Origin of the sequence: Streptomyces sp. SP17BM10 (assembly GCF_036322405.1) — a bacterium.
Lineage (GTDB): Bacteria > Actinomycetota > Actinomycetes > Streptomycetales > Streptomycetaceae > Kitasatospora.
On record NZ_JAQYXB010000431.1, the window covers coordinates 1 to 22,820 of the forward strand.

Genomic DNA, 22,820 nt, shown 5'->3' on the forward strand with positions numbered 1-22,820 from the left:
CGCTTCCTCACCACCGCGCCGCCCGGCCTGCTCACCTACGGGCAGTTCCTGGACACGTGCGCGCAGGTGGCGGGGGAGGGGCGCGCCGAGCTCGTCTGGGTCCCGGACGCGCCGCTGCTCGCCGAGGGCCCGGACGCCGTCCAGCCGTGGAGCGAACTGCCGCTGTGGATGCCCGACGTCCCCGAGGCGGCCGGCACCTGGCAGGTCGACACCGCCCGCGCCCGGGCGGCCGGCCTGCGCTGCCGCCCCTTCGCCGAGACCGCCCGCGACACCTGGCAGTGGCTGCGCGGACGCGGCCCGGCCGACGACACCGAACCCGACGGGCGCAAGCGCGGGCGCGTGCCGCAGGGCATCGAACCGGCGAAGGAGCAACGCCTCCTGGCCGCACTGTCCTGACCCAACGGGCCTGCGGTTGCAGCTCGGTGACCATCCGTCGGACGCACTGCCGCACGGGTGTGCGAACCGGCATCATGACGGCATGCGGTGGATCCGGCGCGCGGCACAGGGCACGGACGGCGATCTCGTCCAGGCGTGGCTGTACGGCGGCCTCACGCTGGCGGTCGACCTGTGGCTCCTGTCCTTCGTCCCGGACGGCCGCGACCACGACGAACGCGCCGTGGCGGCCTTCCTCGTGTTCCTGGCCTCGGCCGGGGCCCTGGCCGGCTTCGGCCTCGGCGTCCTGCGCGGACGTCGCCGGCCGAACGCGACGCCCGGGCCCCGGCGACCCGCGCTCCGCCTGGTGCGGTGCGCGACGACGGGGGCCTTCTACGTCCACCTCGTGCTGCCGGCCGCCCTCGCCGTCGACGTCGTCCTGCACCCGGACCACGTCATCGCCTACCTCATGCTCCTCGGCTCCTGAACCCGGTGGCCCGCTCGCCCCGGGACTCAGCAGCCCCGCACCTCGCCCGCGTCCGGTCCCGCCGGCCCGGGAAGGGCGGGCGCGGCGTCCCCGGCGAGCATCGTGGCGCGCGCCCGCTGCACGTACCGGTCGATCAGGTGGCGCAGCACGCTGACGGTGGCGGCGACGTCCGGGGCCGGGACGCCGTCCAGCGCGCCGGCCAGTCCGGTGATGTTGGCCTGTTTCAGCCGGTCGAGCACGGCGCGTCCCTCGGCGGTGAGCTCGACCTGGCGGGCCCGGCGGTCCGTCGCGTCCTGGGTGCGGGCCACCAGGTGCTGGCCCTGGAGGCGGTCGATCTGGCGGGTGACGTGGGAGGACTTGACCATCAGGCGGTCGGCGAGGTCGGTGACCCGGCTGGCGCCCTCGGCCTCGCCGAGCGCGCGCAGCAGGTAGATGTCCGAGCGGGCGGCGGTGATGCCGGCCCGGGCCATCTGGCGTTCGTGCTGCTGCGAACGCGTCAGGAGGTAGGCCAGGCTGGCCAGGACGGCCTCCAGGTCCGAGGTGGCGGTCCGTTCGTCTACGGGGTCTTCGGCGTCCGACATGCAGGAACCTTAGCGATCCGGTGCGGGGCGCGGCGGTGGTGTGGGGGTCGTGCGGCGCCGGTGCAGGCCTCTGACCGGATTTCGGACAGATTCGTTCGCCACCCGGCGGGGCCTTTCGCCGCCACGGACCGCGAGTTAGCGTGACGATGAGTTAGTTGCTTAAGGCACGTAATGACCCGGGGTGCGGCACCACCCCACCACACCCCCACCCCGCCGCACCCCCACGCAGCCGACCCCAGCAGCCGGCACCCCGAGCTCCGGGAAGGGAGCCCCCATGACCACGGCCGCACCCACCCCCCGCTTCACCCACCCCGCCGCCCGCGGCGCCTGCCCCTTCGCCCCGCCCCCCGCCTACCAGCAGGCCCAGCAGGAGGAGCCGATCAGCCGCGTCTCCCTGTGGGACGGCACCCCCAGCTGGTTCCTCACCCGCTACGACGACATCAAGACCGTCCTCGCCGACCCCCGCTTCAGCTCCGACGCCAACCGCCCCGGCTTCCCCTTCATCAGCGCCGGCGCCCGCCAGCTGAGCGCCGGTCAGACCACCTTCATCCGGATGGACGACCCCGAACACGCCCACCAGCGCCGGATGCTCACCGGCGAATTCATGATCAAGAAGGTCGAGGCACTGCGCCCCGAGATCCAGCGCATCGCCGACCGCCTCCTCGACGACATGACCGCCGGCCGCACCGAGGCCGACCTCGTACGCGACTTCGCCCTGCCCCTGCCCTCCCTCGTCATCTGCCTGCTCCTCGGCGTCCCCTACGAGGACCACGCCTTCTTCCAGGAGTGCAGCCGCGTCCTGCTGCGCCGCGACTCCCCGCCCGAGGACGTCGACGCCGCCCAGAAGCGCCTGGCCGACTACCTCGTCGCCCTCACCGAGACCAAGCGCACCGCACCCGACGACGGCATCCTCAGCCGCCTGGCCGAGCGCGGCGAGCTCACCACCGAGGAGATCGGCGCCATGGGCCGCCTCCTCCTGATCGCCGGGCACGAGACCACCGCGAACATGACCGCCCTGTCCGTCCTCGCCCTGCTGCGCAACCCCGCCCAGCTCGACCACCTGCGCGCCCACCCCGAGTCCGTACCCGGCGCCGTCGAGGAACTGCTGCGCTACCTCACCATCGTCCACTCCGGCCTGACCCGCGTCGCCACCGAGGACGTCGAGGTCGGCGGCGTGACGATCCGGGCCGGCGAAGGCGTCATCTGCATGGTCAGCACCGCCAACCGGGACGCCGCGCACTTCCCCGGCGGCGACGAGCTCGACCTCACCCGCGACGCCCGCCGCCACCTGGCCTTCGGCTTCGGCCCCCACCAGTGCCTCGGCCAGCCCCTCGCCCGCCTGGAACTCCAGATCGCCCTCGACACCGTCCTGCGCCGCCTGCCCGGACTGCGCCTGGCCGTCCCCTTCGAGGACGTCCCCTTCCGCGGCGAGATGCTCGTCTACGGCCTCCACGAACTGCCCGTCACCTGGTAGAACGCCCAACCACCTCACCCACCCCGAAGGGAAACCCCGTGCTCGTCACCATCGACCAGGACAAGTGCTGCGGCGCCGGAAGCTGCGTCCTCGCCGCCCCCGACGTCTTCGACCAGCGCGACGAGGACGGCATCGTCGTCCTGCTCGACGCCCGCCCGCCCGCGGACCTCCACCAGGCCGTCAAGGACGCCGCCGACGTCTGCCCCGCCGCCGCGATCCGCCTGGACCACGCGTGACCGCACTGCGGCAGGTCGCCGTCGTCGGAGCGGGCGCCGCCGGACTGCACGCCGCCGAGGCGCTGCGCCGCTCCGGCTACGACGGCCGCCTCACCCTCGTCGGCGCCGAGGACGCTCCGCCCTACGACCGGCCGCCGCTGTCCAAGCACCTGCTCTCCGGCCAGTGGCAGCCCGAGCGCCTCACCCTGCGCGAACCCCACGCGCTGGCCGAACTCGGCCTCGACCTGCGCCTGGGGGTGGCCGCCGCCGGCCTGGACCGCAGGGCCCGCACCGTGCGCCTCGCCGACGGCCACGAGGTGCGCTGCGACGCCGTCGTCATCGCCACCGGGGTCCGCCCGCGCCGCCTGCCCGGCGCCCACGCCCCGCTGGCCGGCGCCCACGTGCTGCGCACCCTCGCCGACGCCCTCGCCCTGCGCGAGGACCTGCGCACCGGCGGCCGGCTGCTGGTGGTCGGCGGCGGACTGCTCGGCGCCGAGGCGGCGGCCACCGCCGTCGCCCTCGGCGCCGAGGTCACCTGGCTGGTCTCCACCCCGACCCCGCTGGCCGCCGTCCTCGGCACCGAGACCGCCGCCCTGCTGGCCGGAGTGCACCGCGAACACGGCGTGCGGATCCACGTCGGCACCGCCGCCGGGGTCCTCGCGCGCGGCGGCCGGGCCACCGGCGTCCGCCTCGCCGACGGCAGCGACCTCGCGGCCGACACCGTCCTGATGGCCGTCGGCTCCGAACCCGCCACCGACTGGCTGGCCGGCAGCGGTCTCGACCTCGCCGACGGCGTGCGCTGCGACCCCTACTGCGCCGCCGGCGACGGCGTGTGGGCCGCCGGCGACGCCGCCGCCTGGCCCGACCCGCACACCGGCCGCCACCGGCGCCTGGAACAGCGCACCAACGCCACCGAACAGGCCCTGCACGCCGCCCGCAACCTCCTCGCCGGCCCGGACGGCACCCGCCAGGCCTACACCCCGGTCCCGTACCTGTGGACCGACCAGTACGGCCTGCGGATCCAGGCCTTCGGCCGCCCCGGCGCCGCCGACCGCTTCGAACTCGTCGACGGCGCCCTGGCCGAGCACCGCTTCGCCGCCGCCTGCGTGCGCGACGGCCGGGTCGTGGGCGCGGTGGGCATCGCCGCCGCCAAGGCCCTGCGCACCCTGCGCGCCCAAGTCGCCGCCCACGGCCCCTGGCCCCCCGACCCGGCGACCCGTCAGCAGGGGACCGTATAGTCCGGGGTCTGACGATCATTCGTATTCCAATTCTTGGGGTTCCTTTGAACAGCACCTCCATGGCCCGGCGCGGCGCGTTCCTGTTCGCGACCACCGCCCTCGTCACCACCGGTGTCCTGGGTGGCACCGCCCAGGCCGTGCCCAACTCCGGCTCGCTCTGGGTCGGCCCCGGCAAGAGCAACGCCTACGCCAGCGTCAGGTGTGTCCAGCTGATATCCAACTCCCTGCACTACCAGACCGGTTACCACGTGATCGACGTGGACGGCTCGTTCGGCCCCGACACCTCCGGGGCGATCCAGGCCATCCAGAAGTGGGCGAGCCTGGACCCGGACGGCATCGTCGGCCCGCGGACCGGCGACGTCATGATCACGGCCACCAAGGACTCCTACGGCTGCTACTCCTCCCTGCCGACCCTCAAGTGACACCCGGCGCCCGGCTCCGGTAGGTGCCGGGCGCCGGCCGGTGGGCCGACCGGCGGGGTGCAACGAGGGCGACCGGCTCCTCGACGACCCCGCCCCGCCGCCCGCCCCCGCACGAGCAGCGCCGATCACTCGGATGCGAGGGCGGGTGCGGCGGCACTAACCTGGCCGCTTCGCGAAGGTGGAGGAGGGGCGCGGTGCTGGTCATGCCGGGGCGGCGGACGTCCACGATGGAGCTCCTGGCCGTCGAGGCGGCCGCCCGGGGGATGCGGGTCCTGGCGGCGGAGGAGGCGGGCCCGGAGGCAGGCCCCGTGCATTGGTACGGCGGCCCGGTCGCGGGCGCGCGCCTCGCGGAGCGGCTCGGGTTCGCGCTGCTCGAACCGACGGACGACTGGCTCGCCGAGCTGCCCCAGGAGTTCACCGGCCGGGACGTCAGGGCGGCGACGCTCGCGGACGCGTGGGCCCTCGACCGGCCGGCGTTCGTCAAGCCGCCGCGGGACAAGTCCTTCCCGGCGGCCGTCTACGCCGAGGGCTCCCGGCTGCCCGCCGGCCTGGACCCGGCCACACCGGTGCTGCTCTGCGAGGTGGTGACGTTCGCGGCCGAGTACCGGCTGTTCCTGCTGGACGGGCGGATCGCCACCGCGAGCCGCTACGCGGTGTTCGGCCGCCTCGACCCGCGCCCGCTCGACGGCGACCCCGCCGCCGCGGAGATCGCCGGGTTCGTCGACCGGCTGATCGCCGCGGCCGGCCCCACCCTGCCGAGCGCCGTCGTCCTGGACGTCGGACAGCTGCTCGACCCCTACCGCCCCGGCCACCGCTGGGCCGTGGTGGAGGCGAACATGGCGTGGTTCTCGCACGCGTACGCCGCCGACCCGGCGCGCGTGCTGGACGTGGTGCTGCGAGCGGCGGGGCCGCGCGAGCGGGTGCGGCCGCAGGACCTGCGCTTCGTCCGACACGCGGAGCAGTGAGAAGGGCCGGGGCCCCGGCCCTTCCCTCAGCGGCGGATCACGGCGGACCCGCCGATCGGATCAGACACACTCCCACCCGTACGTCGCCTCGGACACACACACGCTGGTGTTCAGGTGGCCGTCGATGCCGAACGCGTGCGAGCCGGGGTAGTAGAGGGCGGACGTGCCGTTCATGTACACCCGATAGTCCGTCCAGGGGCCGCGGAGCGTGAAGAAGACCGTGGTGACGTCGTCCGCACGGTTGTAGGACGTGCCGTCGACGCAGATCTGCTCGCCGTAGCCGTTCATCCCGCTGCAGCGGGAGGACGCCTGGGCCGGGGCCGCGATGGCCACCGTTGCCGCGAGCATCGCTCCGGTCATCAAGGCAGCTCGTACTGTGCGCATGTGGTTCCCCCTCGTGCGATGGATGACGCCGGGAAAATTACGCTGTCGACCGCCGAATGCGACGGGTTCCTCGTCCGCATCGACAACCAGCATTGAAACAGTGAGGGCAACGGCGGGCAAGACCTCCGTCAAAATGCGTCCGACCGCCAGCAATTGACGGACAGACGTGCCGCAAGAGACACTTTCGGACCGAAGGACAGGTACGAGACAAGGCGTCATAGGGGCCTGGAACTGGGAAGATGCCGCGCCGGATCACTCCTGTACGGCCCCCGGAAAACTATTCCGGTCGATCGTCGCGCAAACGGGGAAATTTCCCCGGACCTGCCTTTCCGGCGGAATGTTGAATTCCTGAGCCACGAGGCCGCCGCCCGATCGCGGAGCCGAACGGCGGAACCGCGCGGTCCGATCCCTCGTCACCTACGGTGGCCGGTCGCCCGAACCGGCCTGACCGGGGGAAACGTGCCGATGCCGCCGCTGTGGATCGCCGCGCGCCGACCACGGCCGCACCCACGCAACCGCACGGCGAAGGGCCGACAGACATGACCACACACCACGACACCGGAAGCGTCACCGAGCAGCCCCCGCCGCAGCCCGACGGCCCACGGGTGTCCCGGCGGCGCCTGCTGCGGATCGGGGCCGGAGCCGCGGGCGGCGGGGCCCTGCTGGCGGCCGGCGCCGCCGGCGGGATGCTCGCCGGGTGGCTGCCCGGCGGGGTGGCGCTGAAGAAGGTGCTGGGGATGACCGGGACGGACGGCGCCGTGCCCGACGCGGCGCCGGGGGCGGTGCACGTCGAGCAGGTGCGCTCGGCGGCGCGGGGCCGCAACGTCACGCTGGTGACGATGCTCCCGCCCGGCGCGACGGCGAGCACGAACCTGCCGGTGTGCGTGCTGCTGCACGGGCGCGGGAACGACGCCCAGGGCATGGTGCCGCTGGGCGTGCCGCAGTTCCTGGCCGCGGCGGTCAAGACCGGCGTGCCGCCGTTCGCCGTCGTCGCCGTGGACGGAGGCGACGCCACGTACTGGCACCAGCACACCCCCGGCGACGGCGACGATCCGCAGACGATGCTCCGCGAGGAACTCCCCGGCTGGCTGCACGCCCGCCAACTGCCGACCCCGCGCGCCGCGATGGGCATCTCCATGGGCGGCTCGGGCGCCCTGCAGTACGCGATCGGCCGCACCGCCGGAGGCCGCAACCTCGACGCCGTCGCACTGCTCAGCCCGGCCGTGTTCCGCACCTGGGCCGACGCCCGCACCACCGGCGGCTACGCCGACGAGACGGACTGGCGGGCCCACGAGCCGACGCTGCGCCTCGAGGGGATGCAGACCGGCGCCCTGGGCGTGTGGTGCGGCCAGGAGGACCCGTTCTGCCCCGCCGCCCGCGAGGTCGCCCACAAGGCGCGGGCCCGCGAGGCGCACTTCCCCGACGGCCTGCACACGGACGGCTTCTGGCGGCGGGTGATGCCCGACGCGATGTCCCTGCTGGGGCACACGTTGGCCGCCGCCGGGCCGGCCGCTACCCTGCCGGGATGACCGAGGAGATGATCAGCCGTTACCGCCGGGCCGTGGAGCCGCTGCTGGGCCCGGGGGAGGCGCTGCTGGACGTGGCGAAGGTGGTCCCGGTGGCCGGCGTCGGGGCACTGGGGGTCGACCCGGTGCCGTTCGGCTCGGCGCTCGCGCGCATCGGCGCGGTGGCCGGGGGAGGGGGCGGCACGGCGGCGGGCTTCCCCACCGGGACGGCCCTCGGGAAGGCCGGGCTGCTGGCGGTCACCGACCGCCGGGTCGCGTTCGTCGAGGCCGGCCCGGACCTCGGCAAGCCCGGCCGCCTGCTCTGGGCCGCCCCGCGGGCCCGGGTGGCACGGGCCGAGCGCCGTCCGAGGACGCAGGCGATGGCGCGCTTCCGGCTCCACTTCGCGGACGGCTCGTCCGTGGCGATGATGACCATGCGCCGGCGCACGATCGAGTCGCTGGCCCTCCACCTGGGCCGGTGACGGGCCCTCAGGCCGTGGCGCCCGCCCGGCGCAGCAGGTAGGCGCCCGAGGCGGCGGCCAGCAGGGCCATGCAGGCGGCGAAGACCAGGCCGGCGTCGGCCAGGCCGAGCGGCCCGGTGAGCAGGCCGACACCGATCACGGGGACGGAGATGCCGAAGTAGGCGACGACGAACAGCGCCGAGAGCGCCCCGCCGCGGTGCTCGGCCGGGCTCGCGGCGGCGACCTCGCCCACCGCGCCGCGCAGCCCCATGCCCTGGCCGGCGCCGCCCACCAGCGCCGCGAGCACCAGCAGCGCCAGGACGGCCCACGCGAGCGAGCCCGCCAGCAGCGCCAGCCCGGCGATCAGCACCAGACAGCCCAGCGGGATGGCCCGAGCGGTGCCCAGCCGGGGCACGAGGAGCTGGCCGAGCGTGGAGGCGAGGAAGGCCGTGAAGACGACGAGCCCGACGACGGCCCGGTTGCGGACACCCAGCCCCTCGGCGAGGAAGGCGGGGCTGACCGAGGTGAACAGTCCCAGCAGCGAGAACCCGGCGAACGCGGCGAGCGCGGCCGGGACGAACACCCGCCGCACCGGCGGCGGCAGCTCGGCCCGCCGCGGCCGGGCGCTGCGCAGTGGCCGCGGGGCGGCGACGGTCTCCGGCAGCCTCAGCACGAGGGCGAACGAGGCGGCGAGCAGCACCAGGTGCACCACGAACGGCAGCACCAGCGGGTGCGGCGCGTACTGCGACAGCAGCCCCGACAGCAGCGGTCCGCAGCCGAGCCCGCCCATGTTGGCGGCCGTCGCGGCGAAGCCCGCCCGGCCCTGGTGCCGTGCCGGGGCGAGCTCCAGCACGTAGGCGGTGGCCGTGCCCGTGAACAGGCCCGCCGACAGCCCCGACAGCAGCCGCCCGAGGCACAGCAGCGCCACGCTGTCCGCGGCCAGGAACACGACGGCGCTGCACGCCGCGAAGCCCAGCCCGCTCAGCAGGACGGGCCGGCGCCCGACGGTGTCCGAGACGTCGCCGACCAGCAGCAGGACGCCGATCACCGCGAACGCGTAGACGGCGAACACGACCGTCACCGTCAGCTCCGAGAAGCCGATCCGCTCCTGGTACAGCCCGTACAGGGGCGTGGGCAGGGTGGTCCCGGTCATGCAGACGGCGAACGCGAAGGCGGCGGCGAGATACCCCGCGCGGGCGGCGGCGGGCCGGACGCCCTGATGTTCGGTCACCACGTCACGATAGCCGTGCCGCCCGGCCGCCCCGCCGGCAGGAGCCAGCGTCAGGCGGTGACGTCAGGAGACGGGGTCAGGACACGACGTCGGCCGGGCACAGCCGCTGGGTGCCCGGCCGTCCGCGCAGGGCGGCGTCCACGCAGCCGCCCGGCAGGCCGTCGTGGGCCGTGGTGCCGAAGTTGGCGGTGACGGTCAGCGTGCCGTCGCCGAAGACGGTGCGCTGCACCAGGTGGTCGTCGCTCAGCCAGCGGAAGGAGGTCAGCGCCTCGGTGCCGGCCGCCTGGTGCAGCGGGGCGAAGTACTGTTGCAGGGCAACCAGTTCGCGCAGGTTCTGCGCATCGTGCGGGTCCTTGTCGCTGAGCACGAAGGTGAGCGGGGTGTTGGAGAGCATCGCCAGCAGCGCGCGTGTGGTCTTCTGCTCCGGCAGCTTCCCGAAGGACAGTTCCCAGCGTTCGGCGTTGACCAGCGAGCCGTGCAGCGCCGTCTCGTACAGCGGCACCCGGTAGCGCGGGTCGTACATCGCCTTGAGGGCGGCGGCCACCCGGGCCCGGTGCTCGGGCTTGAAGTCGGTGGTGCGCACCGGCCGGAAGAAGGTGGCGGCGGCCTGTTCGGGCATGTAGCCGCCCCAGGCGTCGTCGTCCTTGGGATCCTGGGGCCGGTTGTCGAAGTGACCGGTCTCCATGGCCCACAGGCGGCCGTCCACCGGGGTCGCGGCGCCGTGGTCGAAGGCCAGCACCTGGTTGGCCCAGGAGCCGGCCGACTCCGAGCCGAGGACCAGGGGCCGCCCGGAGGCGTCGTAGGAGCCGTCGGTCAGGCGCCGCATCCGGGCGAGGCGGTTGGCGCGGTCCCCGGCCATGGTCATCGCGTGGCCGGGGTCGTGGTCGCGGAAGAGCTCGCCCGCCGCGTCGACGTCCAGGAAGTAGCTGCCGGCCCCGTTGGCGACCAGCGAGCGGGTGCGGTCGGCGAGGTAGTGCCGGTTCGGCTCGGCCTGCTCGAAGGCCTGCGAGCTCAGGTAGCAGCCCTTGCCGCGGAAGCCGGGCTGTGGCGTCCCGTCGGCCCTGAGCACGCAGAAGCGGGGATAGACGTCGTCCGGCCAGATGGTGTTGGGGGAGGAGTCCTCGGTCTTGCGCTGGCCGTCGGCGAAGGAGTCGTACGGCCCGGCGAGGTAGCCGGCGGCCTCGGCGGCCCTGACGTCCGCGCCGGTCATCGGGGCGTCGTCCGAGTCGTAGCCGAGCCAGAGCCGGGAGACGCCGAGGGTCTTGAGAGCGTCGAGGTAGGCGGGCCGGCGGGCGCCGCCCCAGGCGTAGGCGTGGAAGGCGCCGAGCAGCTTCGCGGTCCGCGGGTTCTCCCTGATCTTCTCGGCGAGGCTGCCGAGTTGCCCGTGCTCGGCGAGCCAGTCGCGGTAGTCGGCGGCCGGGGCCACCGGGGAGCCGTCGGTGAGGGAGAGGGCCACGGTGTACGCGCCGGTGGCGTCCCCGGCGGCGAACCCGTGTTCGGCGGTGGCCCGCAGCCGTCCGTCCTGGGAGGCGAACGTCAGCGACGTGCCGATGTCGGTGGGCACGATGTAGCCGGCGCCGGCCCGGCCGCCGCGCAGCGTGTAGCCCCACACGGGCATGGTCAGCTGGGAGTTCAGCTCCTGCGGCTCCCCGACGAGTGCGCCGTCGGGGGAGTTCCAGAACGGGTCGTCGACGGGCACGGACAGCCCCTCGCCGCGCGGGAACTGGATCGCGGCGGCGGCCGGATCGGCGGCGGTCACCGGCCAGCGCACCGAGGTGTCGGCGCCGGTGGCGGTGAGGGTGAGCAGCAACCGGCCGCTGTCGGCGCGGACTTCGGCCCGCAGGCCCGTCTCCGGGTACGACCAGCCGGCGCCGTCCGCCGTCCTGGCCGGGGCGCTCGCCCGGCCCAGCCGCGAGGCGGCCGCGGCGGAGAGCAGGACCACCCGCCCGTCGCCGGTGCGGGCCTCCGTGCGCAGGGTGGTGGTGTCGACGGTGGCCGTGCCGCCGCGGACGGGCACGTCGACGCGCCCGCCGTGGATCCGCACCCGCGGCGCCGAGCCGTCGGTGACGGCGCTCGCCGCCGTGCCGGAGAGCAGGGCGGTGGCCACCGCGAGGACTAGGAAGGAACGCGGGACGCGCCGGCGGGCGGGGCGTGTGAGGGGTGACGCGTGAGTGCCTGTGTGCATGACACAGTGATACGGAGTTCTTCTAAGAGGTCCTTAAGACCCGCTGCCACCACACTCGCTGACGGCGCGCCACGGCCACGACGCCCTGGAACGTGCGGCGAGGCCTTCCAGCCCGCGAGCCGTGCGCCCGTGCGGCGTCCCGGGCGCCCGGCGCGGTCAGGCGAGCGCCGGCCACGCCCGTCCGTCGGACGGGCGGAAGCCGACCAGCTGGAACTCGACCGGCAGCGTCCCGTCCAGCAGGCGCTCTTCCGCGGCGAGCACCTCGTGCTCCAGGCCGAGCTCGTCCGCGATGGCCCGCAGGCGGGGCCAGTTGCCGAGGCTGCTGAAACCCAGGGTGAGCCGGCCGTGCTCGGTCAGGTGGCGGGGCGCCCGTGCCAGGTAGGCGCGGTGGGCGGCGTAGTCGGGGTCGAAGAAGGCGTGGTGGAGGTCGGTCCCGTTGACGAAGCCGGCGGGCGGTTCGGCGAAGCTGGAGTTCCAGAAGACCAGGTCGAAGCGGTCGCCGGGCTCCAGGGCGGTGAACAGGTCGCTCCGCAGCACGCGGACCCGGTCGCCGACGCCGTGCCGCCGCGCGTTGCGCCGGGTGTTCTCCACGGCGGCCGCGCTGATGTCGAGGGCCGTCACGTCGGGGCACCCCGACAGGGCGGCGACGACGCTGGTGACGCCGGCACCCGAGCCCATCTCCAGGAAGGCGCCCTGACGCGGGTAGTCGAGCCACCCGGAGAACAGCCCGGTGACCGGCGTGTAGGCGGGAGAGAACACGCCGTCCAGCAACTCCCAGCTCCGCCCGAGGAGTTCGAACTCGTCCGGGCGGGCGGAATCGCTCAGATGGCGCTCGTACAGGCTGTGGCCGCGGTGGAATCCGGTGCCGGGGTGCGACTGGGACATGATGACTCCTCGACGGTGGGGGCGCTGCCCAGCGTCCACGGACCCACCCCCACCCGACCAGCACATCCGGTCCTCCGGAACCCGCCAGACGCGAACCCGCCAGGCGGGGAAGGCCCCCTCGGCGGGACACGGCCGCCCGCCTCGGCGCCCCCGGCACCCGGCGCACAGTGCACGGCCTCGCCGGCGGCGCTCACCCCCGGGCCCGGCACCTCGCCGGCCGGCCGGGCCGGGGCGCGCCCTCGGCCCGGCCGGCCGGGCGGCGTCAGGCGTCGTCGCCGAGACCGCGGTCGGGGGCGCTCATGTCGCCCGTCCGGGGGATGCCGTCGGCGATCCCGTAGCGCAGGAACACCGTGCCCGTGGGGCCGGCCACCGGCGGTTCGAGGAGCGTGACGCTGGTGGGCACCGCGCCGGTGCCGAACACCTTCTTGCCGACACCGAGCACGATCGGGTGCACCCACAGGTCGAGCCGGTCGAACAGCTTCTCCCGCAGGAGGGTCTGCACCAGGTCCAGGCTCCCGACGACCTTCACGTGCTCGTGCCGCTCGCGGACCTCGCGCACCGCGCCGACCAGGTCCGGGCCGAGCTGCGTGGAGCCGGCCCAGGAGAGGTCGGGCTCGCCGCGGGAGGCCACGTACTTCGGCACGCTGTTGAAGAGCCCGGCGAACGGGCCGCCCTCCTGCTTCGGCCAGTACGCGGCGAAGATGTCGTACGTGCGCCGCCCGAGCAGGAGGGCGTCCGTGCCCTCGTACGCGGCGGCGATCTGCGCGCCGGTGGCCTCGTTCAGCAGGGGCGCCTGCCAGCCGCCGAACGGGAAACCCTCGGGGTCCTCGTCGGGCCCGCCGGGTGCCTGCGCGACGAGGTCGAGGGTCGTGAACAGCTCGATGTGGATGAGGCCCATTGCCTTGCTCCCGATGAGTGGTCGTGCCGGTCGATCCGGTCGGGATGGAGACCCGCGGCCGCCGGAAAACTCATCGCTCCGACGGCAAGCGGTACTCCCCGTAGCGGATCACTCACGCCATGGAACCACGACCCGGCCGGCCGCGGGCGGGACGACCGTGCGGCGACGACTGTGCACATCGGCACCGCGCGGAGCCGGCGACTGTGCGCTCCCGCACCGGACGCCTCCGGCGGCCGCCCTAGATTCGACGGCGGCCCGCGGGGCAGGAAGCGGGCCGGTGACGCAACGTCCGGCTGGAGGGGATTCGATGCTCAAGGTACGCGCACTGGCACTGGCGGCGGTCGCCGCGGGATCGCTCGCACTCGGGACGGCCACCGCCGTACCGGCGTCGGCGACCACGACCGACGTCTGCCAGGAGTGGTGGGACGGCAACACCTACGGCGCCATGTGCCCCCGCTCCGACAGCCACATCGTCTTCCGGGCGATGGCGGTCTGTCAGAACGGCGAGTACGTGTACGGCCCGTGGAAGCCGACCGGCAGCGGCCTGTGGAGCTACGCCTACTGCACCAGCGTGAACTCCTCGCTCCTGGACTACTTCCCCCAGTTCAGGTAGGGGCCGACGGCGACGCCGGTGGGGGGCGACACGGTGTTCACGCTCCACGTCTGACCCCGGGCACACGGCGGCGGAGGGCCGCAGCGCGCAGGAGCCGCGTTGCGGCCCTCCGCCGTTTCCGGGGGCCAGACGTCAGGCGTGGTGCCAGGTCACCCCGAAATCCTTGCCGGCGGTGAGGGGGGAGGTCGAGGCCAGGACGGTGCCGTCGCGGTCGGCCATGGTGATGTTCTCCGGGCCGAACTCGCCGATCGGCCTGCCGTTGACCGTGGCGTCGGTGAAGGCGGCGGTGCCGAAGTCGGTCAGCGGCAGCGGCCCGCGCTGGGTGGACGGCGCCTCGGCGATCACCTCGGCCGAGGCCGGCTTCGCGCCGGACAGGCTCTTGTGCTGGACGTGGCTCCAGTGCTGGGTCTCGTCGCTGATCGTCAGGGTGAACTTGCCGGCGGTGGTCGCGGTGACGCTCGCCGTGAAGCGGTCACCGGCCTCGACCTTGTCCTTGTAGACCACCGGGAACGCCGGGTACATCTCGAACCAGGCGTAGTACTGCGGCCGGCCGCCGACGCAGTCCGCCGAGCTGCCGTTCTGCTCGACCGAGCGGCTGCCGTCGCCGTCCAGGCCCACCCAGAAGCTGGAGTAGGTGTCCTCGCTGGTGCACTTCGCCTCCGGCTGGGTCCAGCTCGCGCTGACGCTGGTGAACGTGGTGCCGGTGGCCGCGTAGCCGGCCCAGTTGACGCTGGTGCCGTTGGCGCGGCCGTCGTGCGGGCCGCTCTGGTGCGCGTCGCCGTCCGGGCGCAGCAGCGGTGCCCGCAGGAGGGCCGGAGCGGCCGGGCCGGCGGGCTGGGCGAGCGCGGGTGTGGTGGTGAGGAGGGTGGCCGCCGCGGCGAGGGCGGCGGTGGCGAACGTGCGGTGGCGGGCTGCGGGCATGCTGCGCTGCTCCTTGGGGACGGGCGGGGGGTCCGGTGGCCGCTCGGGTTGATCCGGCGCCACGGGCTCCGGGCTGACGGTCAGTCACTCACGGTAGTTCCGCCGGTGCGTCAAACGGCAGATGACCCGCAGGGCATCGTCCCGGCGCCGGATGTCCGGCACGGCGGCCACGGGGGCCACGTCGCCGGGTTGGCGGTGACTGGGCCGAATTGCCGAGGTTGTCCGGGGTGCGGCCGACGGGCGGCCAATGCGCATTGATGCCCGGTTCACTGCATTCACCCGGTTGGCGGGATTCATCCTGCGGCGTCATCGGGATTGGTCTTGACCATTGCCCGGCGTGCTTGGCATGCTGGAACGGCCGTAACCGATCATGGGTTCGCATGGTTCGGCCCATGGATCGGTTATGTGTCACATCGTGAGACGGGGGACTGATGGGCAAGCGCTCGCCGGGGGCGGCGTGGCGGGGCTCGTGCCGCGCGGTCGAATGACCGTCGAATAGTCCGTCTCGCGATATGAGAACACATCGGTGCTGGCCGGGGGCAAGGGAAAATGCCCCGCGAGGGCACCGTTGCGAGCTGTTGCGGTATCCCCCCACATCTATTCCTCCGTGGTGCGCCGGGCTGCCGAAAAAGTGCGGTGGGTCGATTTCGCCTGCCCGTTTTTCCGGCTGCCCGACGCATGCGTATTTGGTGGATTGCCAGAGAATTGGAGGTCTGCGTCAGACGTGCAAGGAAATCTGATCACCCAGGAGTCCGTGGCGGTCGCGGACGCGCCCCGGGCCGCGTCCGCGGGCCGCGCCGACGAGCTGTGGGCCCGGGTGGCCCTGCCCCCGGCCGCACCCGAGCCGCCCGCCGAGCCCGTCGCCTCCCCGGGTCTGCGCCGAGCCCTGTCGGTGGTGGACGAGGGCGTGTTCACCAGCCGCGCCAACCGGTCCTGCGGCTCGTACGTGGCGCGGGCGGTGCCGTCGGCCGGGGCCGTGTACCCGTACGAGTTCGCCGTCCTCGTCCTGGAGGGCGGGGTGCCGACGGCCTACCGGCTCGACGCCGACCGCCGCACCTGCGCCCGGCTGGCCGCGGGGGAGCGGGTCGCCGCCGCGCTGGCGGCGTCCGCGCTGGCCGTCCCGGAGGACGGCGGCGCGCTGGTGGTCACCCTCACCCGCCCCTGGCTGTCGATGCGCAAGTACGGCGACCGCGGGTACCTCTACACCCAGCTCGACGCGGGCCACGCGGCCGCCAACCTCCTCCTGGCCGCGGCCGGGCGCGGGGCGCGCGGGGCGCTGCGGCTGCGCTTCCCGCGGGAGCCCCTCTCGGAGCTCCTGGAGGCGGGCGAGAACCACCGGGAGATGCACTCCGCGGTCCTGGTGCCGGCCACCGCGGACAGGGTCGCCGAGGCCGACGGCCCGTGGGCCCGCTGGACGGTGCACGACAGCACCGACCGGGAACTGCGCGGCCCCACGTGGCGGTCGTGGCTGGAGGGCGCGTGCTGGGACTCCCTCGCCGTGTGGCCCGAGCACTCCGGCTCCCCGGCACCCCGCAGCGCGCCCGCCCCGCTGGCGCACGTGCGGACCGACCGTCAGATCTCGCCCGAGGAAGGCGGCTTGGGGGACCGGAACGGCTGGCCTGAGCTGATCGGGACGCGCGTCTCGAGCAAGGCGTTCACCGGAGAACCCGTCTCCGCCGACGCCGTCTGGCGGGCGGTCGCGGCCCTGTCGACGCCGCTGGAGACCGACCTGCCCGGCGCATCCCCGCTGTCCGCCACCCTCGTCCTGCGCTCGACGACCGACCCCGGACGGGACGCGGTGTACCGGCTGGACACCGGGGAGCGGCAGCCCGGCCGCCTGCCGTCCACCGACGAGGTGGCCCGGGCCTGCATGCAGCAGCGCGCCCTCGCCGGGGCCGGCGCCGTCCTGCTCCTGCACGTGCCGCGCACCTCCCTCGCCGGGGCCGGCTCGGCCGCCGGCGCCGAGAGTCTGCGCGAACTCGCCTTCCGTTGCGGCGCGTTGGGACAGCTGCTCTACCTCGGAGCGAACCGCGCACAGGTCGGGGTCACCGCCATCGGCGGCTTCGACTCGCCGCTGTGGCGCACGCTGGCGGGGCTGCCGGAGGACGACGAGATCCTCTACGCCCTGCTGCTCGGCCGTCCGGACGACTCGGGCGTCAAGTTCGACCGGCTTGCCACCGCGCACGCCCAGAACGAGCGGTGAACCCGATGAACCCCGTCCTTCCCGGCGCCTTCGCCGACGTCCTCGCCCGCCACGGCGACCGCGTCGCCGTCACCGACGCCGGCGGATCGCTGCGCTACGCCGAACTCGCCGACCGGGCCCGCGCCGCCGCCGAGCACCTCGCCCGCCCCCACGCCCCGGGCGAGCGGGCCAGGGTGGGCCTTTATGCCACCAACTCCGTTGACTACGTGGTCGGTTACCTCGCGGTACTGTTCGCCGGCGGCGTCCCCTTCCTGGCCGACTCCGCCTTCGGCCCGTTCGACCTCTCCCGGATCGCCGAGGACTGCGGGCTGGACCTGCTGATCCACGCCCCGGGCGCGGACGTCGGCGCCGTCGTGGACGAAACCCCCACGGGGGCGAGCGAGTTCGGCGCCCTCACGGTCAGCCGGGTGCGCGCCTTCGCCGCCCCCCGCCCGCGGCTGCTGGACGACACCGAGGTCTGCCGCTTCACCTCCGGCTCCACCGGACGCCCCAACTGCATCGAGTTCTCCGGCGCCGCCGTGTCCGCCGCGGCCGCCAACTGGGTGAAGGGAACCGGCCTTTCGGCCGAGGACCGGATCGCCTGCTTCGCGGCGCTCTCCAACGGCCTGGCCTTCAACACCTCGCTGCTGGCGGCCTTCCTGCCGGGCGCCTCGCTGCACCTGTCGCACGGCCTGCCCACCGCCACCCGCGTCGTACGACTCCTGGAGAGCACCGCCGCCACCCGCCTGGTGGCCTTCCCCGCGCTGTACGAGTCGATCGTGCGGCGCGCGCCGAAGGAAGGCTTCGCCACGGTGCGCACCGCGATCTCCTCCGGCGCCCCGCTGCGCGAGAACGTCCGCGAGGAGTTCACCCGGCTCACCGGCGTGCCCGTCCACAACTACTACGGCGTCGCCGAGACCGGGCCGCTGACGTTCGCCGCCGACGGTGCCGGCAGCGGGCTCGGGGCGCCCCTGCCCGGCGTGCGGCTGCTCGCGCAGGAGGAGGGCATCCGGGTCCGCAGCGAGTCGATGGGCTCGCGCTACCTCAACGCCCCCGGCGTGTTCGAGGAGCGTCTCGACGCCGAGGGCTACTACCGCACCGGCGATCAGGGCCACCTGGCCGACGGCGCGCTCCACCTGACCGGACGCACGAGCCGGCTGGTCAACGTGGGCGGACGCAAGATCGACCCGATCGAGATCGCCGACGTGCTGCGCGGGGCCCCCGGAGTGCGGGACGCGGTCGCCTTCGAGGCCGAGAACCAGCACGGCGAACCGACCCTGGCCGCCGTCGTCGCCGTCGAACCCGGCGTCACCGCACAGTCCCTGCGCGCCCACTGCGCGGCGACGCTCCCCGCCTTCAAGGTGCCCGGGATCCTCCGCCCGGTGGACAGCATCCCGGCGAACTCGATCGGCAAGCCGTCCATCGAGCGCCTGCGGCGGCTGCTCACCGAGCCGCCCGCCGCCACCTGACCCCGCACCCGCTCCACGACCCTCCAAGGCCCTTACCAGGAACAGGAACTCCCCATGGACAACACCGACCTGCGTGCCAAGATCCTCGAACTCGCCATCGCGGCCGGCGACGGCAGCGTCTCCGCCGACGAACTCGCCGGCGCCGACTACTCGCTCCGCGACGTCGGTTACTCCTCGCTCTCCTACATGCGCCTGATCGACAGCATCGAGAACGAGGTCGGCGTCTACCTGGACCCGGAGGCGCCCATCGAGCACTACGAGTCCATCGACTCCGTCACGGCCCTCGTCGTCGCCAGCGGAATCGGCGCCGATGCCTGAGGCCCCGCTGCCCGAGGCGCCGCTGCCCGAGGCCCCGGTGCCCGAGGCGGCCGCGCACCCCCGCCCCACGATCGGGATCGTCGGCCTCGGCCGGCTCGGCTCGGCCCTGAGGTCGCTGTGCGAGGCGGAGGGCACGAGGGTCACCCTCACCGCCTCCCGGCGCGGCGGCTGGTCCGCCGAGGACGTCCCGGACGTCCTCGTCGACGCCAGCGCGCCCGACGCGCACACCGACGTCCTCGACTACTGCGCCACCCGCCGGGTCCCGCTCGTCGCCTGCGTGTCCAACCTGACGGACGCCCAGGGGAAGGCGCTGGCGGAGCTGGCCGGGACGGTGCCGGTGGTCCGGGCCACCAACCTCGCCTTCGGCCACTACCTCCAGGCGCGCATCGCCGAGCTCACCGCCGCCCTCGCCACGGGCCGCTTCGAGGCGACCACCACCGTCCGGGAGCGCCACCCGCTCGGCAAGGCGCACCGTCCGAGCGCCACCGCGCTGGCCCTGGCCCGCACCTGGGAGAACGCCGGCGGCCGGGCGGTGGCCGACATCTCCGACGAGCGGGCCGGACTGCCCGTCAGCGAGCACGAGCTGACCCACACCTGGGACGGCGAGGCGCTGCACGTGCGCCACCACGTCGCCGACTGGACGGTCCCCGCCCGGGGCGCGCTGGCGGCCGCCGCCTGGGCCCGCACCGCACCCCCCGGCCTGGTCACCATGCGCACCGTCTTCGACGACCTGACCGCCCCCACGACCCCGGCCACGCACACACCCCCGACGACCCCGGCCACGCACACACCCCCCACGACCGCGAGGAGCGCGACATGACCACCGACGGACCGGTGCCGCTGAACCCGGCCGAACGCCGGCTCGTCCTCCAGGTGGCGGCCGGCGCCCGGATGCTCTCCCTCGACGGCCACGACGACTTCAACCAGGGCCAGATCTCCGCCCGGATCCCCGGCCGCGACGAGTTCTTCATCAAGAACGCCCTGGTCGGCTTCGACGAGGCCACCCCGGAGAACGTCGTGCGCTGCCCGGTGGACCACACCCGCCCCGCCCCGCCGCCGGCCCCGCCGGAACTCCCGCTGCACCAGGCCATCTACCGGGCCCGCCCGGACGTCAACGGCATCGTCCACAGCCACGCGCCCCACACCCTCCTGTTCGGCGCCACCGACCTGCCGATGCGCCCGATCTCGCACGACGGCGCCTACTTCCGCGACCGCATCGGCCTGTTCACCGCGACCAGCAACACCGTCCTCGACATCGAGACCGGCGACCAGATCGCCAAGGACCTCGGCGAACACCCCGCCGTCCTGCTGCGCAACCACGGCGGCGTGATCGTCGGCAAGAGCGTGCGGCACGCCGCCGTCTTCGCCCAGGTGCTGGAGCGGGCCTGCCGCCTCCAGCTGACGGCCGAGGGCACCGGCGTCCCGTACACCTGGTCCACCGAGCAGGACGTCGCCGCCAAGCAGGACTTCATCTACGCCGACCTCTCCGTGCGCTCCTACTGGGACTACGCCGTGCGCCGGGTCGTCCGGCACTGGCCGGAGACCGCCGCCTGGGGCCTGGCCTGACCCGCAGGACACGCCCTGACCCCGCCCACCCACCCGAACACCCACGGAGGTCGTCCGTTGAAGGTCCAGCGCATCCTGCCCACCGAGGAGGCGGCCGAGCTGCTCGGCCTGGTCCGGGACATCGCGACCGGCGAACTCGCACCCCGCGTAGCCGAGTTCGAGGCGGCCCACGAGTTCCCCCGGGACATCGTGCGCACCCTGGGCAAGGCCGGGCTGCTGAGCCTGCCGTACCCCGAGGAGTACGGCGGCGCAGGCCAGCCCTACGAGGTCTACCTCCAGGCGCTGGAGGAGATCGCCTACCACTGGTTCGCGGTGGCCGAGGCGGTCAACGTGCACAACCTCGCCTGCTTCGGCACCGCCGCCTACGGCACGAAGGCGCAGCGCGAGGACCTCCTGCCCGGCATGCTGGGCGGCGAACTCCTCGGCGCCTACTGCCTGTCCGAGGCGGAGGCCGGTTCGGACGCGGCCTCGCTGAGCACCCGCGCGGTGCGCCACGACGACGGCTACGGCCTCACGGGGACGAAGGCGTGGGTCACCCACGCGGGCCACGCCGACTTCTACACCGTCTTCGCCCGCACCGGCGGCCCGGGGGCCCGGGGCCTGTCCTGCCTGGTGGTCCCCGCCGGCACACCGGGCATGGTGGTGCACGAGCCGGAGCGCAAGCTCGGCGTGTGGGCCAACCCCACCGCCCAGGTCGGCTTCGAGGACCTCCGGGTGCCGGCCGACCGGCTGATCGGCCGGGAGGGCAAGGGCTTCCTGATCGCGATGGGCGCCCTGGACTGCGGCCGGCTGGGCATCGCGGCCTGCGCGGTCGGCATCGCCCAGGCCGCCGCCGACTACGCGGTGCGCTACGCCAAGGAGCGCCGCCAGTTCGGGCAGCGCATCATCTCCTTCCAGGGCGTCGGCTTCATGCTCGCCGACATGGCCACCCAGATCGCCGCGGCCCGGGCGCTGACCCTGGCCGCCGCCCGCCTGAAGGACGCCGGCCGGCCGTACTCGCTGGAGGCGGCGAAGGCGAAGCTGTTCGCCACCGACGTGGCGATGAAGGTGACCACCGACGCGGTGCAGGTGCTCGGCGGCGCCGGCTACGTCGCCGACCACCCGGTGGAGCGCTGGATGCGCGAGGCCAAGCTCCTGCAGATCGTCGAGGGCACCAACCAGATCCAGCGCATGGTCATCTCCCAGGGCCTGGACTGAGGCCCGCGTCAGACCCCCGCCACCACGCACCGCCTCGCACGAGGCAACCGAAGGGAAGTTCGGAACACGATGACCACGGTCGAGGAGCGGACCATCACACTGGACTCCGCGAGGTCCGGGACGGGCCCGGCCACCTGGGGCCAGCGGGCGATCTGGGGGGTCGTCACCCGCCTGGGAGACGACGCCCCCCGGTACAACCTGCGGCTCGACCTGCCCCTGACCCCGCCGCGCCCCGCCGCCCGCGTCCTCGCGGACCTGGCGGAACTGCTGCGGATGCACGACAGCCTCCACACCCGGCTGCTGCCCACCGGCGAGGACGGTCTGGAGCAGGTCGTGGACGGCAGCGGCGAGCTCCCGGTCGCGGTGCGGACGTGCTCCGCGCAGCAGGCCCCGGCCGTCGGCGAGGCCCTCATGGAGGACCTGGCCGGCCGCCCCTTCGACCACGCGCGCGAGTGGCCCTTCCGGGTCGGCCTCGTGGAGTGCGGGGGCCTGGTCCACCGCCTGGTGCTGGCGGCCTCGCACACCGCGATGGACCTCTGGGGCGAGGGACGGATGCTGCGCGACCTGGCGCTGATCGAAGCGGGCGAGCGCGCCGAGGACCTGCTGCGCGCGCGCCCCGCCCTCCAGCCGCTGGAGGCCGCCGCCACCCAGGCCTCGCCGCTCGGCCGCCGCCGCGACGAGGGCGCCCGCCGCTACTGGTGCGAGCAACTGGCCGCCGGACCCCGGCAGATCCACCGGCAGCCCGCCGCGCCGGAGCTCAGGGTCACCGACCCGGGCCGGCTGTTCCCCAACGCGCTGCTGCGCTCGCCCGCCCTGGCCGTCGCCGTCGAACGGGTCGCCGCGGACCTCGGGGTGAGCGACGCCGCGCTGCTCCTGGGCGCGGCCTCCCACCAGCTGGCCCGGATGTCCGGCAGCCGCGACGTCCTGTTCCAGGTCGTCGTGAGCAACCGCTTCCAGCCGGCCGCCGCCGAGTCGGTCAGCACGATGGCCCAGGAGGCGGTGTTCCTCCTCACCGACGCCGACCGGGACTTCGCGGACGCGGTGCGCCGCACCCGGTCCGTCTCCTTCAGCGCCTTCCGCCACGCGGGCTACGACAAGTGGGCGCTGGAACGGGAGGTGGCGGGCCTCGTGGAGCGCGGCGAGGCTGCCGACCACTCGTACTGGTGGAACGACACCCGGGACCCGGGCAGCGGGCCGTTCGACACCGTCGAGCGCCCGAAGGAGGCGCTGGCCGACCTGGCGACGCGCACC

23 protein-coding genes and 1 pseudogene are annotated in these 22,820 nt (G+C 74.3%); 17 read left to right on the forward strand and 7 right to left on the reverse strand.

All coding sequences use genetic code 11. From position 1 onward, the window contains the following. Together PUR71_RS04790 and PUR71_RS04795 are read left to right on the forward strand one after the other, a co-directional pair. Positions 1-396 (forward strand): annotated as a pseudogene (locus tag PUR71_RS04790) (NAD-dependent epimerase); the annotation flags it as partial. An 82-nt stretch (positions 397-478) separates the two neighbouring features. Beyond that, positions 479-859, forward strand: coding sequence for a hypothetical protein (locus PUR71_RS04795; protein WP_329925056.1), 381 nt, complete (start codon positions 479-481; stop codon positions 857-859). 26 nt (positions 860-885) lie between these two features. Here the strand turns inward: PUR71_RS04795 and PUR71_RS04800 are convergent, their stop codons facing one another. Next, the gene (locus tag PUR71_RS04800; RefSeq protein ID WP_329925057.1) at positions 886-1,440 is read right to left on the reverse strand and encodes a MarR family winged helix-turn-helix transcriptional regulator; all 555 of its coding nucleotides are present in this window, start codon (positions 1,438-1,440) and stop codon (positions 886-888) included. 274 nt (positions 1,441-1,714) lie between these two features. Between PUR71_RS04800 and PUR71_RS04805 the strand changes: the two genes are divergently transcribed. From PUR71_RS04805 to PUR71_RS04825, 5 genes are all read left to right on the forward strand, one after another. Beyond that, a complete protein-coding gene (locus PUR71_RS04805; RefSeq protein ID WP_329925058.1) occupies positions 1,715-2,914 on the forward strand; it encodes a cytochrome P450 in 1,200 nt (399 codons plus the stop codon). Between the two features lie 38 nt (positions 2,915-2,952). Beyond that, entirely contained in the window at positions 2,953-3,150 is a 198-nt protein-coding gene (locus PUR71_RS04810; protein ID WP_329925059.1) for a ferredoxin, read from the forward strand. Then, positions 3,147-4,367: an NAD(P)/FAD-dependent oxidoreductase gene (locus PUR71_RS04815; protein ID WP_329925060.1), complete on the forward strand. Its 1,221-nt coding sequence runs from the start codon at positions 3,147-3,149 to the stop codon at positions 4,365-4,367. The genes PUR71_RS04810 and PUR71_RS04815 overlap by 4 nt, the downstream gene beginning before the upstream one ends. A 44-nt stretch (positions 4,368-4,411) precedes the next feature. Beyond that, positions 4,412-4,789 carry a peptidoglycan-binding domain-containing protein gene (locus tag PUR71_RS04820; protein WP_329925061.1) on the forward strand — a complete coding sequence of 126 codons (378 nt, stop codon included), beginning with the start codon at positions 4,412-4,414 and terminating at the stop codon, positions 4,787-4,789. Between the two features lie 227 nt (positions 4,790-5,016). Next, positions 5,017-5,754 carry an ATP-grasp domain-containing protein gene (locus PUR71_RS04825; protein ID WP_329925078.1) on the forward strand — a complete coding sequence of 246 codons (738 nt, stop codon included), beginning with the start codon at positions 5,017-5,019 and terminating at the stop codon, positions 5,752-5,754. 60 nt (positions 5,755-5,814) lie between these two features. Here PUR71_RS04825 and PUR71_RS04830 read toward each other — a convergent pair whose 3' ends face one another. After that, a complete protein-coding gene (locus PUR71_RS04830) occupies positions 5,815-6,114 on the reverse strand; it encodes a hypothetical protein (RefSeq protein WP_329925062.1) in 300 nt (99 codons plus the stop codon). 563 nt (positions 6,115-6,677) lie between these two features. Here PUR71_RS04830 and PUR71_RS04835 point away from each other — a divergent pair. Next, the gene (locus tag PUR71_RS04835) at positions 6,678-7,667 is read left to right on the forward strand and encodes an alpha/beta hydrolase (protein ID WP_329925063.1); all 990 of its coding nucleotides are present in this window, start codon (positions 6,678-6,680) and stop codon (positions 7,665-7,667) included. Continuing rightward, positions 7,664-8,125, forward strand: a complete 462-nt coding sequence (locus tag PUR71_RS04840) for a hypothetical protein (protein WP_329925064.1) — start codon at positions 7,664-7,666, stop codon at positions 8,123-8,125. Before PUR71_RS04835 ends, PUR71_RS04840 begins: the two co-directional genes overlap by 4 nt. Positions 8,126-8,132: 7 nt before the next feature. On the opposite strand, the gene PUR71_RS04845 is transcribed toward PUR71_RS04840, so the two are convergent. From PUR71_RS04845 to PUR71_RS04860, 4 genes are all read right to left on the reverse strand, one after another. After that, the gene (locus PUR71_RS04845) at positions 8,133-9,335 is read right to left on the reverse strand and encodes an MFS transporter (RefSeq protein WP_329925065.1); all 1,203 of its coding nucleotides are present in this window, start codon (positions 9,333-9,335) and stop codon (positions 8,133-8,135) included. A gap of 76 nt (positions 9,336-9,411) precedes the next feature. Then, a complete protein-coding gene (locus PUR71_RS04850; protein ID WP_329925066.1) occupies positions 9,412-11,442 on the reverse strand; it encodes a glycoside hydrolase in 2,031 nt (676 codons plus the stop codon). Positions 11,443-11,676: 234 nt separating this feature from the next. Then, complete coding sequence (locus PUR71_RS04855) at positions 11,677-12,405, reverse strand: methyltransferase (RefSeq protein WP_329925067.1); 729 nt, start codon at positions 12,403-12,405, stop codon at positions 11,677-11,679. 262 nt (positions 12,406-12,667) lie between these two features. Next, entirely contained in the window at positions 12,668-13,303 is a 636-nt protein-coding gene (locus PUR71_RS04860; RefSeq protein ID WP_329925068.1) for a dihydrofolate reductase family protein, read from the reverse strand. 307 nt (positions 13,304-13,610) lie between these two features. Here PUR71_RS04860 and PUR71_RS04865 point away from each other — a divergent pair, with 307 nt between their 5' ends. Continuing rightward, on the forward strand, positions 13,611-13,916 hold the full coding sequence (locus PUR71_RS04865; RefSeq protein ID WP_329925069.1) for a hypothetical protein: 306 nt from the start codon (positions 13,611-13,613) through the stop codon (positions 13,914-13,916). A gap of 132 nt (positions 13,917-14,048) precedes the next feature. Here PUR71_RS04865 and PUR71_RS04870 read toward each other — a convergent pair whose 3' ends face one another. After that, positions 14,049-14,837: a G1 family glutamic endopeptidase gene (locus tag PUR71_RS04870; RefSeq protein ID WP_329925070.1), complete on the reverse strand. Its 789-nt coding sequence runs from the start codon at positions 14,835-14,837 to the stop codon at positions 14,049-14,051. Positions 14,838-15,561: 724 nt separating this feature from the next. Between PUR71_RS04870 and PUR71_RS04875 the strand changes: the two genes are divergently transcribed. The 7 genes from PUR71_RS04875 to PUR71_RS04905 all read left to right on the forward strand — a co-directional run. After that, positions 15,562-17,040, forward strand: coding sequence for a nitroreductase family protein (locus PUR71_RS04875; protein ID WP_329925071.1), 1,479 nt, complete (start codon positions 15,562-15,564; stop codon positions 17,038-17,040). A 5-nt stretch (positions 17,041-17,045) separates the two neighbouring features. Next, on the forward strand, positions 17,046-18,488 hold the full coding sequence (locus tag PUR71_RS04880) for a class I adenylate-forming enzyme family protein (RefSeq protein ID WP_329925072.1): 1,443 nt from the start codon (positions 17,046-17,048) through the stop codon (positions 18,486-18,488). Between the two features lie 54 nt (positions 18,489-18,542). Further along, positions 18,543-18,806: a phosphopantetheine-binding protein gene (locus tag PUR71_RS04885; protein ID WP_329925073.1), complete on the forward strand. Its 264-nt coding sequence runs from the start codon at positions 18,543-18,545 to the stop codon at positions 18,804-18,806. Continuing rightward, positions 18,799-19,626 carry a dihydrodipicolinate reductase C-terminal domain-containing protein gene (locus PUR71_RS04890; RefSeq protein WP_329925074.1) on the forward strand — a complete coding sequence of 276 codons (828 nt, stop codon included), beginning with the start codon at positions 18,799-18,801 and terminating at the stop codon, positions 19,624-19,626. Before PUR71_RS04885 ends, PUR71_RS04890 begins: the two co-directional genes overlap by 8 nt. After that, the gene (locus PUR71_RS04895) at positions 19,623-20,372 is read left to right on the forward strand and encodes a class II aldolase/adducin family protein (RefSeq protein ID WP_329925075.1); all 750 of its coding nucleotides are present in this window, start codon (positions 19,623-19,625) and stop codon (positions 20,370-20,372) included. Before PUR71_RS04890 ends, PUR71_RS04895 begins: the two co-directional genes overlap by 4 nt. A gap of 57 nt (positions 20,373-20,429) precedes the next feature. Continuing rightward, positions 20,430-21,569, forward strand: a complete 1,140-nt coding sequence (locus PUR71_RS04900; protein WP_329925076.1) for an acyl-CoA dehydrogenase family protein — start codon at positions 20,430-20,432, stop codon at positions 21,567-21,569. Between the two features lie 69 nt (positions 21,570-21,638). Next, positions 21,639-22,820 (forward strand): condensation domain-containing protein (locus tag PUR71_RS04905; protein ID WP_329925077.1); only part of this gene is annotated, 1,182 nt, incomplete at its 3' end.

What these genes read in the sequence shown, in the direction of transcription:
- PUR71_RS04795 (WP_329925056.1), top strand. Translation starts at nt 479, where the DNA reads ATGCGGTGGATCCGGCGCGCGGCACAGGGCACGGACGGCGATCTCGTC.
- PUR71_RS04800 (WP_329925057.1), bottom strand. Translation starts at nt 1,440, where the DNA reads ATGTCGGACGCCGAAGACCCCGTAGACGAACGGACCGCCACCTCGGAC.
- PUR71_RS04805 (WP_329925058.1), top strand. Translation starts at nt 1,715, where the DNA reads ATGACCACGGCCGCACCCACCCCCCGCTTCACCCACCCCGCCGCCCGC.
- PUR71_RS04825 (WP_329925078.1), top strand. Translation starts at nt 5,017, where the DNA reads ATGGAGCTCCTGGCCGTCGAGGCGGCCGCCCGGGGGATGCGGGTCCTG.
- PUR71_RS04830 (WP_329925062.1), bottom strand. Translation starts at nt 6,114, where the DNA reads ATGACCGGAGCGATGCTCGCGGCAACGGTGGCCATCGCGGCCCCGGCC.
- PUR71_RS04835 (WP_329925063.1), top strand. Translation starts at nt 6,678, where the DNA reads ATGACCACACACCACGACACCGGAAGCGTCACCGAGCAGCCCCCGCCG.
- PUR71_RS04840 (WP_329925064.1), top strand. Translation starts at nt 7,664, where the DNA reads ATGACCGAGGAGATGATCAGCCGTTACCGCCGGGCCGTGGAGCCGCTG.
- PUR71_RS04855 (WP_329925067.1), bottom strand. Translation starts at nt 12,405, where the DNA reads ATGTCCCAGTCGCACCCCGGCACCGGATTCCACCGCGGCCACAGCCTG.
- PUR71_RS04860 (WP_329925068.1), bottom strand. Translation starts at nt 13,303, where the DNA reads ATGGGCCTCATCCACATCGAGCTGTTCACGACCCTCGACCTCGTCGCG.
- PUR71_RS04865 (WP_329925069.1), top strand. Translation starts at nt 13,611, where the DNA reads ATGCTCAAGGTACGCGCACTGGCACTGGCGGCGGTCGCCGCGGGATCG.
- PUR71_RS04870 (WP_329925070.1), bottom strand. Translation starts at nt 14,837, where the DNA reads ATGCCCGCAGCCCGCCACCGCACGTTCGCCACCGCCGCCCTCGCCGCG.
- PUR71_RS04880 (WP_329925072.1), top strand. Translation starts at nt 17,046, where the DNA reads ATGAACCCCGTCCTTCCCGGCGCCTTCGCCGACGTCCTCGCCCGCCAC.
- PUR71_RS04885 (WP_329925073.1), top strand. Translation starts at nt 18,543, where the DNA reads ATGGACAACACCGACCTGCGTGCCAAGATCCTCGAACTCGCCATCGCG.
- PUR71_RS04890 (WP_329925074.1), top strand. Translation starts at nt 18,799, where the DNA reads ATGCCTGAGGCCCCGCTGCCCGAGGCGCCGCTGCCCGAGGCCCCGGTG.
- PUR71_RS04895 (WP_329925075.1), top strand. Translation starts at nt 19,623, where the DNA reads ATGACCACCGACGGACCGGTGCCGCTGAACCCGGCCGAACGCCGGCTC.